At 70.3% G+C, this 12393-nt stretch carries 14 protein-coding genes; 4 read left to right on the forward strand and 10 right to left on the reverse strand.

What is annotated here, in order from left to right:
• Positions 1 to 32: 32 nt before the first annotated feature.
• From OH735_RS06305 to OH735_RS06315, 3 genes are all read right to left on the reverse strand, one after another.
• On the reverse strand, positions 33 to 899 hold the full coding sequence (locus OH735_RS06305; protein ID WP_406380177.1) for a MetQ/NlpA family ABC transporter substrate-binding protein: 867 nt from the start codon (positions 897 to 899) through the stop codon (positions 33 to 35).
• Positions 900 to 971: 72 nt separating this feature from the next.
• A complete protein-coding gene (locus OH735_RS06310; protein WP_406380179.1) occupies positions 972 to 1643 on the reverse strand; it encodes a methionine ABC transporter permease in 672 nt (223 codons plus the stop codon).
• Positions 1640 to 2701, reverse strand: coding sequence for a methionine ABC transporter ATP-binding protein (locus OH735_RS06315; RefSeq protein WP_406380181.1), 1062 nt, complete (start codon positions 2699 to 2701; stop codon positions 1640 to 1642). Before OH735_RS06315 ends, OH735_RS06310 begins: the two co-directional genes overlap by 4 nt.
• A 593-nt stretch (positions 2702 to 3294) precedes the next feature.
• Between OH735_RS06315 and OH735_RS06320 the strand changes: the two genes are divergently transcribed.
• Positions 3295 to 3654 carry a hypothetical protein gene (locus OH735_RS06320; protein WP_406380183.1) on the forward strand — a complete coding sequence of 120 codons (360 nt, stop codon included), beginning with the start codon at positions 3295 to 3297 and terminating at the stop codon, positions 3652 to 3654.
• 2 nt (positions 3655 to 3656) lie between these two features.
• Positions 3657 to 4094 carry a hypothetical protein gene (locus OH735_RS06325; RefSeq protein ID WP_406380185.1) on the forward strand — a complete coding sequence of 146 codons (438 nt, stop codon included), beginning with the start codon at positions 3657 to 3659 and terminating at the stop codon, positions 4092 to 4094.
• Positions 4095 to 4140: 46 nt separating this feature from the next.
• Here the strand turns inward: OH735_RS06325 and OH735_RS06330 are convergent, their stop codons facing one another.
• From OH735_RS06330 to OH735_RS06340, 3 genes are all read right to left on the reverse strand, one after another.
• Positions 4141 to 4644 carry a GNAT family N-acetyltransferase gene (locus OH735_RS06330; protein WP_406380187.1) on the reverse strand — a complete coding sequence of 168 codons (504 nt, stop codon included), beginning with the start codon at positions 4642 to 4644 and terminating at the stop codon, positions 4141 to 4143.
• Between the two features lie 36 nt (positions 4645 to 4680).
• Positions 4681 to 5247: a sigma-70 family RNA polymerase sigma factor gene (locus OH735_RS06335; protein WP_406380189.1), complete on the reverse strand. Its 567-nt coding sequence runs from the start codon at positions 5245 to 5247 to the stop codon at positions 4681 to 4683.
• 93 nt (positions 5248 to 5340) lie between these two features.
• On the reverse strand, positions 5341 to 6519 hold the full coding sequence (locus OH735_RS06340; RefSeq protein ID WP_406380191.1) for a glycerophosphodiester phosphodiesterase: 1179 nt from the start codon (positions 6517 to 6519) through the stop codon (positions 5341 to 5343).
• A 234-nt stretch (positions 6520 to 6753) separates the two neighbouring features.
• Here OH735_RS06340 and OH735_RS06345 point away from each other — a divergent pair, with 234 nt between their 5' ends.
• Positions 6754 to 7425, forward strand: a complete 672-nt coding sequence (locus tag OH735_RS06345) for a lysophospholipid acyltransferase family protein (RefSeq protein WP_406380193.1) — start codon at positions 6754 to 6756, stop codon at positions 7423 to 7425.
• Positions 7426 to 7527: 102 nt separating this feature from the next.
• Here OH735_RS06345 and OH735_RS06350 read toward each other — a convergent pair whose 3' ends face one another.
• On the reverse strand, positions 7528 to 9072 hold the full coding sequence (locus OH735_RS06350; RefSeq protein WP_406380195.1) for an MFS transporter: 1545 nt from the start codon (positions 9070 to 9072) through the stop codon (positions 7528 to 7530).
• On the reverse strand, positions 9069 to 9620 hold the full coding sequence (locus OH735_RS06355) for a TetR/AcrR family transcriptional regulator (protein WP_406380196.1): 552 nt from the start codon (positions 9618 to 9620) through the stop codon (positions 9069 to 9071). Before OH735_RS06355 ends, OH735_RS06350 begins: the two co-directional genes overlap by 4 nt.
• An 83-nt stretch (positions 9621 to 9703) precedes the next feature.
• Between OH735_RS06355 and OH735_RS06360 the strand changes: the two genes are divergently transcribed.
• Positions 9704 to 10228, forward strand: coding sequence for a hypothetical protein (locus tag OH735_RS06360; protein ID WP_406386437.1), 525 nt, complete (start codon positions 9704 to 9706; stop codon positions 10226 to 10228).
• Positions 10229 to 10267: 39 nt separating this feature from the next.
• On the opposite strand, the gene OH735_RS06365 is transcribed toward OH735_RS06360, so the two are convergent.
• On the reverse strand, positions 10268 to 11167 hold the full coding sequence (locus OH735_RS06365) for a sigma-70 family RNA polymerase sigma factor (protein WP_406386438.1): 900 nt from the start codon (positions 11165 to 11167) through the stop codon (positions 10268 to 10270).
• Positions 11168 to 11276: 109 nt separating this feature from the next.
• A complete protein-coding gene (locus tag OH735_RS06370; RefSeq protein ID WP_406380198.1) occupies positions 11277 to 12287 on the reverse strand; it encodes an aldo/keto reductase in 1011 nt (336 codons plus the stop codon).
• Positions 12288 to 12393 lie beyond the last annotated feature (106 nt).

The raw sequence follows: 12393 nt of genomic DNA on the forward strand, positions 1-12393 counted from the left end.
GCGGGGCTCGTCGGACAAATGCCGTGCGGGTGTCAGGACTTGGTCGCGGCAGCGAAGGCCGGGACGACCGAGCCCTGGTAGGTGTCCTCGATGAACTTCTTGACCTCGTCGGAGTGCAGGAGCTTCACGAGCTTCTCGACCCGGACGTCCTTCTCATTGCCCTTCTTCACGGCGATGATGTTGGCGTACGGGTTGCCGTCGGCCTTCTCCAGCACCAGGGCGTCCTTGGCGGGCTTGAGGTCGGCCTCGATGGCGTAGTTGCCGTTGATGACGGCGGCGTCCACATCGTTCAGGGCGCGGGGCACGGTCGCGGCCTCCAGCTCCTTGAACTCCAGGCCCTTCTTGTCGGTGATGTCGCTCAGCTTGGCGTCGGTGCCGACGCCGGACTTGAGGGTGATCAGACCGTTCTGGGCGAGCAACTGGAGGGCGCGGCCCTCGTTCGTGGTGTCGTTGGGCACCGCGATGGTCTGGCCGGCCTTGATGTCGCCGATGGCCTTGACCTTCTTGGAGTAGAGGCCGAGGGGCTCCAGGTGGACGGTGCCGACGGAGACGAGGTGGGTGTTGTTCTTCTTGTTGAAGTCGTCGAGGTACGGCTGGTGCTGGAAGAAGTTGGCGTCGACCTGGCCGGTCTCGGTGGCGGTGTTCGGCAGGACGTAGTCCGTGAACTCCTTGACCTCCAGCTTGAGGCCGGCCTTGGCCGCCAGGTCCTTCTTGACGAAGTTCAGGATGTCGGCGTGCGGCGTCGGGGACGCGGCCACGACGAGCGCCTTGGAGGTGTCGGCCTTGGCACCGGTCTCGCTCTTGGCGGCCGGGTCGGACGACGTGCCGCAGGCGGTGAGGCCGAAGGCCAGGGCAGCGGTGGCGGCGGCAGCTGCGGTGATCTTGATGTTCTTACGCACGAAAAGTGCCTCTTTCTGGTGGTGAGGGTGGTGCGCCCGGACAAGGAGTTCGGGCTTGAGGGGGAGAAAGTCTCAGGTGGCGGTGCGGCCCCGGCGGGCCAGCAGGCGTACGGCTGTGTCGCCGATCAGCTGGACCACGGTCACGATGACGATCAGCAGCGCGACGGTGATGAGCATGAACTGGTTGTCGAAGCGCTGGAATCCGTAGGTCACGGCCTTGGAGCCGAGCCCTTCGCCGCCGACCGCGCCGGCCATCGCGGAGTAGCCGATGAGCACGATGACGGTGGTGGTGACGCCGGAGACGAGCGAGGGCAGCGCCTGCGGGAGCAGCACCTTGCGGACGATCGTCGGGATGGATCCGCCCATCGACTGGACGGCCTCGACGAGCCCGTGGTCGACCTCGCGGACGGCCGTCTCGACGAGCCGTGCGAAGAACGGGATGGCGCCGACGGCGAGCGGCACGATCATCGCGGTCGGGCCGATGAAGGTGCCGACGACCCAGGTGGTGAAGGGGATCAGGGCGATCAGCAGGATGATGAACGGCAGCGAGCGGCCGATGTTCACGATCACGCCGATGACCTTGTTCACCGGGGTGTTCCGGAGCAGCCCGCCCTTGTCGGTGAGGACCAGCAGGACACCGAGCGGCAGCCCCACGAGAACGGTGACGACCGCGGACCAGAGCACCATGTAAAGGGTGTCGATGGTTCCCTGGGTGAGCAGCGGCTGCATTTCGGACCAGGTCACTTCGCCACCTCCTTGGTGAGCGGGGCGGGGGTCTGTACGGGGATGGACGCGGCGTCGTGCTCCACGACCTCGGCCTGGAGTCCCTGCTCGCGCAGGAAGCCGATCGGGACGACGTTCTCCTCGAAGCGGCCGGGCAGTTCGATGCGCATCCGGCCGACCTGCTTGCCGCCGACGGTGTCCATCGCGGCGCCCAGGATCGAGATGTCGATGTTGTACGTACGGGAGAGCTGCGAGATCACCGGCTGGGTGGCGGCCTCGCCGTGGAAGGTGACGTCGACGACCGTGCGGTCGGGGCCGGAGGCCGTACCGCCGACGGGGAACAGCTCGTGGGCCAGTTCGGAACCGGGGGTGGCGAGGAGTTCGCCGACGGTGCCGGATTCGACGATGCGTCCTTGCTGCATCAGCGCGGCGGAGTCGCAGATCATCTTGACGACGTCCATCTCGTGCGTGATGAGCAGGACGGTCAGGCCGAGTTGCTGGTTGAGGTCGCGCAGCAGCTGGAGGATGGAGCGGGTGGTCTCGGGGTCGAGGGCGGAGGTCGCCTCGTCGGAGAGCAGCACCTTGGGGTCGCCGGCGAGTGCGCGGGCGATGCCGACGCGCTGCTTCTGGCCGCCGGAGAGCTGGCCCGGGTAGGACTTGGCCTTGTCGGCGAGGCCGACGAGGTCGAGGAGGTCGAGGGCCTTGCGGGCGCGGTCCTTGCCGGATACGCCGAGGATCTCCAGCGGGAGTTCGACGTTGTCCTGGACGGTGCGGGAGGCCAGCAGGTTGAAGTGCTGGAAGACCATGCCGATGCGGCTGCGTGCCTCGCGCAGTTCCCTGCCGGCCCGGCGGCCCCGGCCGGCGAGGGCGGTGAGGTCCTGGCCGGCCACGGTGACGGTGCCGGAGGTGGGGCGTTCCAGGAGGTTGATGCAGCGGATGAGGGAGGATTTTCCGGCGCCGCTCTGTCCGATGACGCCGTACACCTCGCCCCCGCGGACGTGCAGGTCGACGCCGTCCAGGGCGGTGACCTCGCGGTCGCGCGACTGGTAGACCTTCGTGAGGCCCGTAGTGGTGATCACAGGGTTTCCGTCACTGTCGAGTGCGCGGCGCGGTGTCCGCCGGGCACGGGGCATTCGTCTGATGAGACTGTCCGGGCGTTTCGATCGGATGTCCCGAGCGGGGAATCTCGGCACGGCTGCGAGCGGCGGATGGCCGGGCAGTGGTGCTCGGGCAGGCTCGTTCCGCCGGGTGCGGACGGCTCAGGCTCGGTCTCGCTTCGGGGCGCGAGGATCGGGCGGGGGCCCTCAGAGGGTGCGCATTCGACACATGCGACGAACACCGGGCGTCGTGATCGCCTCGGTCGCAAGGATGCGGTCGCTCGTCGTGGTCATGCGCCAAGTAAAACAGACGTGACGTTCCGCCCGACTCGCTTGTCCGAATAGCGGACAGTCGTGGATGGTGGCGTGAGACGGTTCGGCCGACCGTCGTGATTCCCGTTTCCCAGGCTGTGACCTGCAGCGATACGACGGAGCGGGCATCGGCGAGGCAGGGCGCGGCCGACGCGGGGCGGTCGCGTGTTGTGGTCAAGGCCACGATCGCGGCCGGGTGCGGGCAGCGCCCGGGGTGCGGGGGCGCACGCAGGGGGCCGTTCGGTCCGTAATACCCTCGCCTCATGCTCGACGCCCTGACGGTCGCGGTCGCCGTGACCGCGCTCGCCCTCACCGCCTGGTGCGGACTCGCCGCCTACCGGGACCAGCCGACCAAGGACTGGCACTTCATCGGGATGGCCGTGGTCTCGCTGCTGGCGCTGGCCCAGCTGGTAGTGGGCATCGTGCAGATGTCCCGGGGCGAACGGCCGGAGCAGGGCATGACGATCTTCATCGCGTATCTGATCGGGTCCTTCCTGGCCGTGCCCGCGGCCGGATTCCTGTCGCTCACCGAGCGGACCCGGTGGGGTTCGGTGACGGTGGCGGCGGGCGCGGTCGTACTGGCCGTCCTCGAAGTACGGCTCTACGACATCTGGGGAAACTGACCTTGACCGACACCGAACGCACCCCCGCCGCCGCCACCGGCGAGAAGCGGCCCTTCGACCTCGGTACCGGTCCCGGCCGGGTACTGGTCTGGTTCTACGGGGTGTTCACCGTCGCGGCGGCCTCCCGCTCGATCGTCCAGATGATCCTGGACTTCGGCAGGGCGCCGCTCGCCTACGTGCTGTCGGCCGTCGCCGCCGTCGTGTACGGGTTCATCACGTACTCGCTGGTGCGTGGCGGCGAGAGGGCGCGCAGGTCGGCACTGGTGTGCTGTGCCGCCGAGCTCCTGGGTGTGCTGGTCGTCGGGACCTGGACGATGGTGGAGCCCTCGGCGTTCGCGGACGCCACGGTCTGGTCCGACTTCGGCATGGGCTATCTGTTCATCCCGGTGATCCTGCCGATCACCGGGATGATGTGGCTGCGCCGCGCGAAGAACGCGTAGGACGGGCGCGGAACGCGCGGGACGAACGTCGTGCGCGTAACCGGTGCTACGCGCTCGCCACGTAGACGGGCGCGGTCGCGTCCTTCTCCAACAGGATCATCCGGACACCGTCCTGGCTCGTCTCGTTGCCCACGGGGGCGTAACCGGCCCGCCGGTAGAGGCGCAGGTTGCCCTCGCTGCGATGCCCGGTGTGCAGCCGGAAGCGAGTGGCCGACCGCTCGTCGGCGAGGCCCGACTCCGCGGCCCGCAGCAGCCGGGCGCCGAGGCCGTGCCCCTGGAGCCGCGGGTGGACGCAGAGCCTCCCGATCTGCCCGGCGCCGTCCTGATCGATGGATCCGCGGACCGAGCCGACGACTTCGTCACCCAGTCGCGCCACGAACACCAGATTCGTGGCGATCTCGGCGCGCACCGAATCGAGCGTCTGGACTAGCGGGTCGATCCGGTAGTTCCCGTACAGCTGCGCCTCGGTCTGGAAGCAGAGGTACTGAAGTTTCAAGATCTCTTCGGCATCGTGTGCCGTCGCCGCCGAGATGATCACACTCATGCCCATGTGCGCATGCCTCCGCCCACCTGATCCACCGGTTGTCTAACGCTCCTTTCCCCGCGGTTCAGGAGCGGCAACCTCCGCCGCGAGCATTCTGCGCAGACATCCAAGGCATCGGGAACGGACCGGGCCCAAACTCCCCTGTGACATACCCAACTTCCCTGCGATTTCCCGGTACGTGGGGTCACCGGGCGCCAGCATCGCCGCCAGCAGCCGGGGGCAGCGGCCGGGCAGCCGGTCCACTGCGGCGTGCAGCGCCCGGCGTTCGTCGGCGCCGACGGCGATCCGTTCGGGGCAGCCGGCCGGGTCCGCGGAGGTCTCGTCCGTGTACGGGCGTTCGTGCCGGGCGGTGCGGCGGGCCCGGCGGGCCTCCGCCCGTACGGCGTTGCGCACCCAGCGCGCCGGGTCCGGCGGCGGCCCGTCCAGCGGGATCCGCTCCAGCAGCCGTAGCCAGACGGCCTGTTCGAGGTCGGCGGGTTCGATCGCCGCGCCGGTCGCCGAGGCGGCCGCCTCGGCCGTGGCCTCGGCGCTCACCAGCGGATGGAGGATGCGGACGACGGCCGCGGGGGCGGCTTCGGTCGCTGCGGGGCAGTGATCAAGAAGCATCATGCCCCGGCCAACGCACCGTACCGGCGGCTGGTTGCCGTACCCGGCGCGCACCACCCGACCGGGGCACGCCCCGGCCGGGTGCTGACGCCGGTCTCACTTCGCGGCGAAGTCCGCCGCGGCGAGAAGAGCGGTGTCCGGGTTGTCGGAGAAGATCCCGTCGATACCCGTCGCGAAGTACGCCTGGAACGCGCCGAACGCGTCGCCGTACGCGGTGGGGTCCGTGCCGCGCCGGAAGTCGGCGGGCAGGAAGGTGTTCTCGTTGCGCAGGGTGTACGGGTGCAGGACCAGGCCCTGGGCGTGCGCGTCCGTCACGAGGGTGGTGGGTGCGGTGAGCCGCCCCGAGGCGTCCTTGGGAATGACCAGGTCCAGGGTGGGACCGATGCCCTGCGCGAAGGACGCCATCCACTTCAGGCCCTCGGGCTTCACCAGGTCGGCGACGGTGCGCGGATCGCCGGACGTGACGAAGTCCCAGGGGCGCCCGCCCGCGCCGGAGAGCAGGACGACGCGCGGGGTGGCGACGAGTCCGGCCAGGCGCTGGATGCTGCCGGGCTCGAAGGACTGGAGGATGAGCGGCGACTGCTCGCGGTGGCGGTTGTAGCGGCGCAGCAGCTTGGCGAGGGGCTCTTCGAGCCCGAGGCCGAGGCCCCGGAAGTAGGTGGGGTGCTTGGTCTCGACGTACAGCCAGACCGGCTTGCCGCGCCTGCGTCCCTCGCGGTCGGCCCAGCGCAGCACCTCCTCGAAGGTGGGGATCTCCCAGCGGCCGTCGTAGAGCGTGTTCTTCTGGCGGGTGCCGGGGATGCGCTCCTTGGCCCGCAGTGTCTTCAGTTCGGCGAGGGTGAAGTCCTCGGTGAACCAGCCGGTGAGCGAGACCCCGTCGACCTTCTTCGTGGTCCTGCGGCTCGCGAACTCAGGGTGGGCGGAGACATCGGTGGTCGCGGTGATGTCGTTCTCGTGACGGCAGACGAGATGGCCGTCCTTGGTCGGCACCAGGTCCTGCTCGATGATGTGCGCGCCCATGTCGAGGGCCAGCTGGTAGGAGCCGAGGGTGTGCTCGGGCCGGTAGCCGCTGGTGCCGCGGTGCCCGATGACGGTGGGCACCGGCAGATCGAGGCGGAAGCCGTGGCCGCCCGGCCGTCCGGCGGTGTTCCCGGCCGGGTTCCCGGCGGCGTCGGCCGGGCCGCCGGCCAGTCCGAGGGCTGCCGTGCCCAGTACGGCGGCCCCCGCACCGAGCAGGGTTCTGCGGCCGGGACCTGCCTGCGCGCGCTCTGTCATGAATACTCCTCGCGTGTGATGTCTCGCACCTGTCGGTCGCGGCCCGAGCGTAAACACTCGTACCGTCGTAGGAGCAGCCCCTGGACGAACATGGCGGAAACACGCGTCAACACTGTCTATCCACTCGGTGAACCCGATGTGCGGTGAGCGAGAACCCGCGAGTATCGTCCTCACCTGCATGGACCGTCACGATCCCGCGCCTCGGCCGGCCCGGCCGCTACACCGGAGGAACCGTTGTCCCGACACGCACTCATCAAGGCAGTGCTCGGACCGATCTTGCGCCTGATGTTCCGGCCCCAGGTGGAGGGCGTGGAGAACATCCCCGGAGACGGTCCGGTGATCCTCGCGGGCAACCATCTGACGTTCATCGACTCGATGATCATGCCGATCTGCTGCGACCGGACGGTGTACTACATCGGCAAGGACGAGTACGTGACGGGCAAGGGGCTCAAGGGCCGGGCAATGGCCTGGTTCTTCACGGGCTGCGGCATGATCCCGGTGGACCGGGACGGCGGCCGCGGCGGTGTCGCGGCGCTGATGACGGGCCGTCGGGTGCTGGAGGAGGGCAAGGCCTTCGCCATCTACCCGGAGGGCACCCGCTCCCCCGACGGCCGTCTCTACCGGGGCCGTACGGGCATCGCCCGGCTGACGCTGATGACGGGCGCGCCGGTGGTGCCGTTCGCTATGATCGGCACGGACAAGCTGCAGCCCGGTGGTGCCGGTCTGCCCCGCCCCGGCAAGGTGACGGTCCGCTTCGGCGAGCCGATGGAGTTCTCCCGCTACGAGGGCATGGACCGCGACCGCTACGTGCTGCGGGCGGTCACCGACTCCGTGATGGCCGAAGTGATGCGGCTGTCGGGTCAGGAGTACGTCGACGTGTACGCCACGAAGGCGAAGGCCGCGTGAGCTGACGCACAGCGCAGGTTACGCGGACGGGCCCGTACCCCGGTTGGTGGTACGGGCCCTTCCGTATGTCGTCCCGGCCGGTTCGGGCCGGGGTGCGGGCGGCTACTGGTGGACGATGCCCTCCTCCAGCTTCTGACCGCGCAACAGGAACCAGGCGGTGACGGCCGTCGCCAGCAGGACCGCCGCGCCGGCTCCCGCGGCGAGCCGCAGCCCCTCGACGAACGACTCCTGTGCGGCGGAGACCAGCGCGCTCGCCTGCTGCGCCGGAAGGCCGTGGGCCGCTTCGACGGCGCCGCCCAGCGATTCGTGGGCCGCCGCGGCGTTGGCGGACGGGACGCCCTGCGGGGTGGCGAAGTCCTGGTAGACGCCGGTGACGATGGAGCCGAGCAGGGCGATACCGAGGGCCGCGCCGAGTTCGTACGCCGTCTCGGAGACCGCGGCCGCGGAGCCCGCCTGCTCCTTCGGGACGCTGGAGAGGATCACATCGGAGGTGACGGTGAAGGCGAGGCCCGCGCCGACTCCGACGACCAGCAGCATCACGCCGATCAGCGGGTAGGCGGTCTCCTTGTGGATCAAGGCGACCACGGCGAGCGCCAGACCGATCGCCCCGAGACCGACGGACACCACCGACCGTACGGAGTAGCGGCGGGCCGCCACACCGGCGAGCAGTCCCGCGGTCACCGCGCCGATGGCCGCGGGCAGCTCGGCGAGCCCTGCCTCCAACGGCCCGCGCCCCTGGACCAGTTGCAGGAACTGGGAGAGGAAGAAGACCAGTCCGGACAGGCCGAGGATGGCCAGCAGATCGGCGAGGACCGCACCCGAGAAGCCCCGGTGGTGGAAAAGCCTCATGTCCAGCAGGGGCGCGGGGAGCGTGAGTTGTCTGCGGACGAACCAGCGGAGCGCGGCCAGGCCGCCGAGGCCCGCGACGGCGACTGCCCAGCTCGTCCCGTGCGCGGCCAGTTCCTTGACGGCGTATACGACGCCGATCATGCCGACGAGGGAGAGCGCCACGCTGCCCAGGTCCCAGGGGCCCGGCACCGGATTCTTCGACTCGGGGATCATCTTGACGCCGACGACCACCAGCACGGCCATGACGGGCAGGTTGATCAGGAAGACCGAGCCCCACCAGAAGTGTTCCAGGAGGAATCCGCCGACGACGGGGCCGACGGCCGCGCCCGCCGAGGCCATGGCGCCCCAGAGGCCGATGGCGAGGCTGCGCTCGCGCGGATCGTGGAAGAGGTTGCGGATCAGGGCGAGCGTGGACGGCATCAGGGTGGCGCCCGCGACACCGAGCAGCGCCCGCGCCAGGATCATCATCTCGGGGGTGCTCGCGTACGCGTTGAGCACGGAGACCGCGCCGAAGGCGACGGCGCCGCTCAGCAGCAGCTTCTTGCGGCCGATGCGGTCGCCGAGGCTGCCCATGGAGACCAGGAGCCCGGCGATGACGAAGGAGTAGACGTCGCCGATCCAGAGCAGCTGGGTGCCGGACGGCTTGAGGTCCTCGGTGAGGAAGGGGGTGGCGAGGCCGAGGACCGTGGCGTCCACGGCCACGAGCAGCACGGCGAGAACGAGGACGGCCAGGGCGATCCACCGCCCCGGTCGGCGCAGCTCTTCGACGGTTTGCGCGTGCTGTTCGAGACTGCTCATTGCTCCGCGCTCCGGCGTGCGCCGCCGAGCAGCAACTCGACGATCATGTGCTGGAAGTCCTGTCCGGCGACCCGGCCCGTCTGGACGGTCCAGGCGCCGACGGAGATGAGCCCGTAGAGGGCCTCGGTCAGCCAGGCGGGGGTGAGGTCGATGCGGAACTCGCCGCGTTCCTGGCCGCGCAGGAAGAAGGCGGACACCTGGGCGTCGAGCCGGCTCCAGCCTTCGTTGACCTCGTCGCCCTCGAAGAGCTGGTTCTCGGTGACGAGGAAGGAGAGGAGTCCGGCGCCCGGCTCGACGGCGGCGACCAGTCGGCGCAGCGCTTCCTCGGAGGTCCCCTCGTCGAGCGCGGCGGCGTCCAGAGCCGCTCCGAACTCCTGGATGCCCAGGTTCTCCAATGCCCTGACCAGGGCGTCCCGTCCGGCGAAGTGCCGGTGCAGGGTGGCGCGTCCGATGCCTGCGGCTCTGGCGACCTCGTCCATGGTGGCGGTCGATTTATGGGTCAGCAGGGCGGCGGCGCTGCGCAGCACCTGCTCACGGTCGAGAGTCATGAGACAACCATAACCCATATGAGACATTGATGTCTCACGACAGGACGTCGCCCTCCACCGCCGCGGGAGAGGACCATGTCGTCATGAAGCCGCTGCTGCTGATCGACATCGACGGCCCGCTCAATCCGTACGCGGCACTGACGCGCCGCCGGGTGCCGGACGGCTATGCACTGCATCTGATGCGGCCGGCGGGGTGGGACTACGGGATGCCTCTTCCCGTCCTCCTCAACCCGGGGCACGGGAAGGCGCTGCGCGGCCTGGCGGGCCGTTACGAGCTGGTCTGGGCGACGACCTGGAAGGACGAGGCCAACGAGTGGATCGGGCCGCGTCTCGGGCTGCCCCCGCTGCCGTACATCGACTGGCCGTCGATGCACGGCAGCGCACCGGACGGCACGTACTGGAAGACGCAGTACGTGGTGGAGTACGCGGCGGGCCGGCCCTTCGCCTGGGTCGACGACGAGATCTCCGAGCAGGACCGGGAGTGGGCCGCCGGGCAGGGGGCGGCCGAGGCTCTCCTGCTGTGGATCGATCCATGGACCGGCCTGCTGCCGGCCGACTTCGAGGAGCTCGCCGGGTGGGCGGACGGCCGCCGGGGCAGCGGGGACTGAGTCCGCCGACCCGGCCGAGTCGCCGCTGCCCGCCCCGGATCAGTCGTTGAGGACGGTCAGATCGAGGCCGGGCAGGCGGGTCGGATCGTCGACCACGGACATCTGGGTGACCTTCCCCCGCGCGACGGTGAAGATCATGACCGAGAACCGGTGGTCGTCGAGCGCCGAGATGACGGCCGGTGCCCCGTCGACCAGCGCGTGCAGCGACGACCGGGCGAACGGTGCGAACATCATCGCCTGACGGGCCACGGTCGCGGCGCCCCGCACCAAAGACGGCGCACCTGCGCCACCGGCTGCGGCTTCGGACCGCACCACGACGTCCGGGTCGAGCACGGCGACGAGGGCCTCGAAGTCACCGCTGCGGGCTGCGGCCAGGAAGGCGTCGACGACTTCGCGCTTGCGGGTGAGATCGGGGTCCGGGTCAAGGTCCACGCCCCGGACCCGGCGACGGGCCCGGCTGGCGAGCTGCCGGGCCGCGGCCGGGGTGCGGTCCACGACGCGGGCGATCTCGTCGAACGGCACGGCGAACATGTCGTGCAGGACGAAGGCGAGCCGCTCCGCGGGGTCGAGCGTTTCGAGCACGACCAGCATCGCGAGACCGACCGAATCGGCCATCATCGCCTGCTGCTCCGGGTCGGCCTCCGGCTCGGCGCCGAGGACCGGGTCTGCGGTGTGGGCCTCGGGCGCGCGCGTGTCGAGCAGTTCCTCGCGGCGGGAGCGGCGGGAGCGGAGCATGTCCAGGCACACCCGCCCGACCACTGTCGTCAGCCAGCCGCCCAGGTTCTCGATCGCCCGGCTGTCGGTACGGCTGAGCCGGATCCAGGCTTCCTGGACGGCGTCCTCCGCCTCGTTCGCCGAGCCGAGCATCCGGTAGGCCACGGCCTTCAGCTGGGTCCGGTTCTCCTCGAAGCGTTCGGCCAGGAACTCGCGCCCGTTCACCGCGCGCCCGTCCCGCTCGTGTCCGTCCACAGTCGCATTCCTCCGTAGTGTGCCGTCGCTACGATGACGGACCGGGCCTCACCGATGTGACAGGGGGATCAGCGCCCGCTCAGCTCCACGGCAGCGCGGCGCGGCGGTGCCAGTACGCCTCCGGCTCCTCCACGAGCGCGTCGAGCCGGGCGCGCCGCGGCTCGCCGAGGTCGACGACGGCCGCCCGCAGGTTTCCGGCGAGCTGGTCGAGGGTCGCCGCGCCGGAGAGCACCACGGAGGCCCACGGCTGGTGCAGTACGAACGCCAGCGCGATCGCGTCGCTGCCCACGCCGGCGTCGGCGGCGATCTCCTGGACGACGGCGGGGGCCTCCGTCCCGGCGAGCCGGCCGTTGGCCATGGCTTCCTTGACGATCACGGTGAGCCCGGCGTCATGGGCCTCGGCGAGTGCGGCTTTGGCCGAGGTCTCCAGGGCGTTGTAGGTGGCCTGGACGGTACGGAAGAGCGGTTCGCCGTCGACGGTGACGGCGAGGGCGGCCCGGATGGCGTCGGCCTGGGCGGGTCCGCTGGTGGACAGCCCGACGCCGACCCCCGCCGCGGCGAGTTCGGCGAGCCGCGCGTGCAGCTCCTTGTCGGTGAGGGCCGGGCTGTCGGCGGTGACCGAGTGGATCTGGTAGAGGCCGAGCCGGTCCCCGAGCAGCGCGTCGGTCTCGGCGCGCTGGCGCAGGTACGTGGCCAGGCTGTGGTCCTTGACCTCGTGCGCCTCGGCGTCCACGCGCCAGTCGGCGGTGTAGGTGTAGCCCCACTTGCTGCCGATGACGACGTCGTCCGCCTCCGGGTGCGCCGTCAGCCAGCCGGCCAGGAACTCCTCCGAACGACCGTAGGAGCGGGCCGCGTCGAAGTAACGGACCCCCTGCGCGTAGGCGGCGTCCAGCAGTTCGTGGGTGCGCTCGCGCAGCGCCTCGACGCCGCGGTCGGCGGGCAGATCGCGGTCTCGGTGCAGGTTGATGTAACCGGGCCTGCCGACCGCTGCCAGGCCGAGCCCGATGTGGGCGCTCGGAGTCGTCGCTGCGGCCGATGGGGCCTCCCCCGGCCGAGCGAAGCCGAGGGCTCGGGGAAGGTCGAAAGGCATCGTGGGCTCCTCGTCGATCGGGTGCGCTCCCCCGTCAACGTAGCTCAGCTCCGGGAAACCGGAGGGCGGGGAGCGTACGACCGCTCCCCGCCCCGAAGTCGCCTGC

The organism is Streptomyces sp. NBC_01618 (assembly GCF_045209435.1).
GTDB lineage: Bacteria > Actinomycetota > Actinomycetes > Streptomycetales > Streptomycetaceae > Streptomyces.

Bases quoted from the DNA above. Each gene is read 5' to 3' on its own strand.
- OH735_RS06320 (WP_406380183.1), top strand. From the start codon at position 3,295: ATGCTCGACGCCCTGACGGTCGCGGTCGCCGTGACCGCGCTCGCCCTC.
- OH735_RS06330 (WP_406380187.1), bottom strand. From the start codon at position 4,644: ATGGGCATGAGTGTGATCATCTCGGCGGCGACGGCACACGATGCCGAA.
- OH735_RS06335 (WP_406380189.1), bottom strand. From the start codon at position 5,247: ATGATGCTTCTTGATCACTGCCCCGCAGCGACCGAAGCCGCCCCCGCG.
- OH735_RS06340 (WP_406380191.1), bottom strand. From the start codon at position 6,519: ATGACAGAGCGCGCGCAGGCAGGTCCCGGCCGCAGAACCCTGCTCGGT.
- OH735_RS06350 (WP_406380195.1), bottom strand. From the start codon at position 9,072: ATGAGCAGTCTCGAACAGCACGCGCAAACCGTCGAAGAGCTGCGCCGA.
- OH735_RS06355 (WP_406380196.1), bottom strand. From the start codon at position 9,620: ATGACTCTCGACCGTGAGCAGGTGCTGCGCAGCGCCGCCGCCCTGCTG.
- OH735_RS06360 (WP_406386437.1), top strand. From the start codon at position 9,704: ATGAAGCCGCTGCTGCTGATCGACATCGACGGCCCGCTCAATCCGTAC.
- OH735_RS06370 (WP_406380198.1), bottom strand. From the start codon at position 12,287: ATGCCTTTCGACCTTCCCCGAGCCCTCGGCTTCGCTCGGCCGGGGGAG.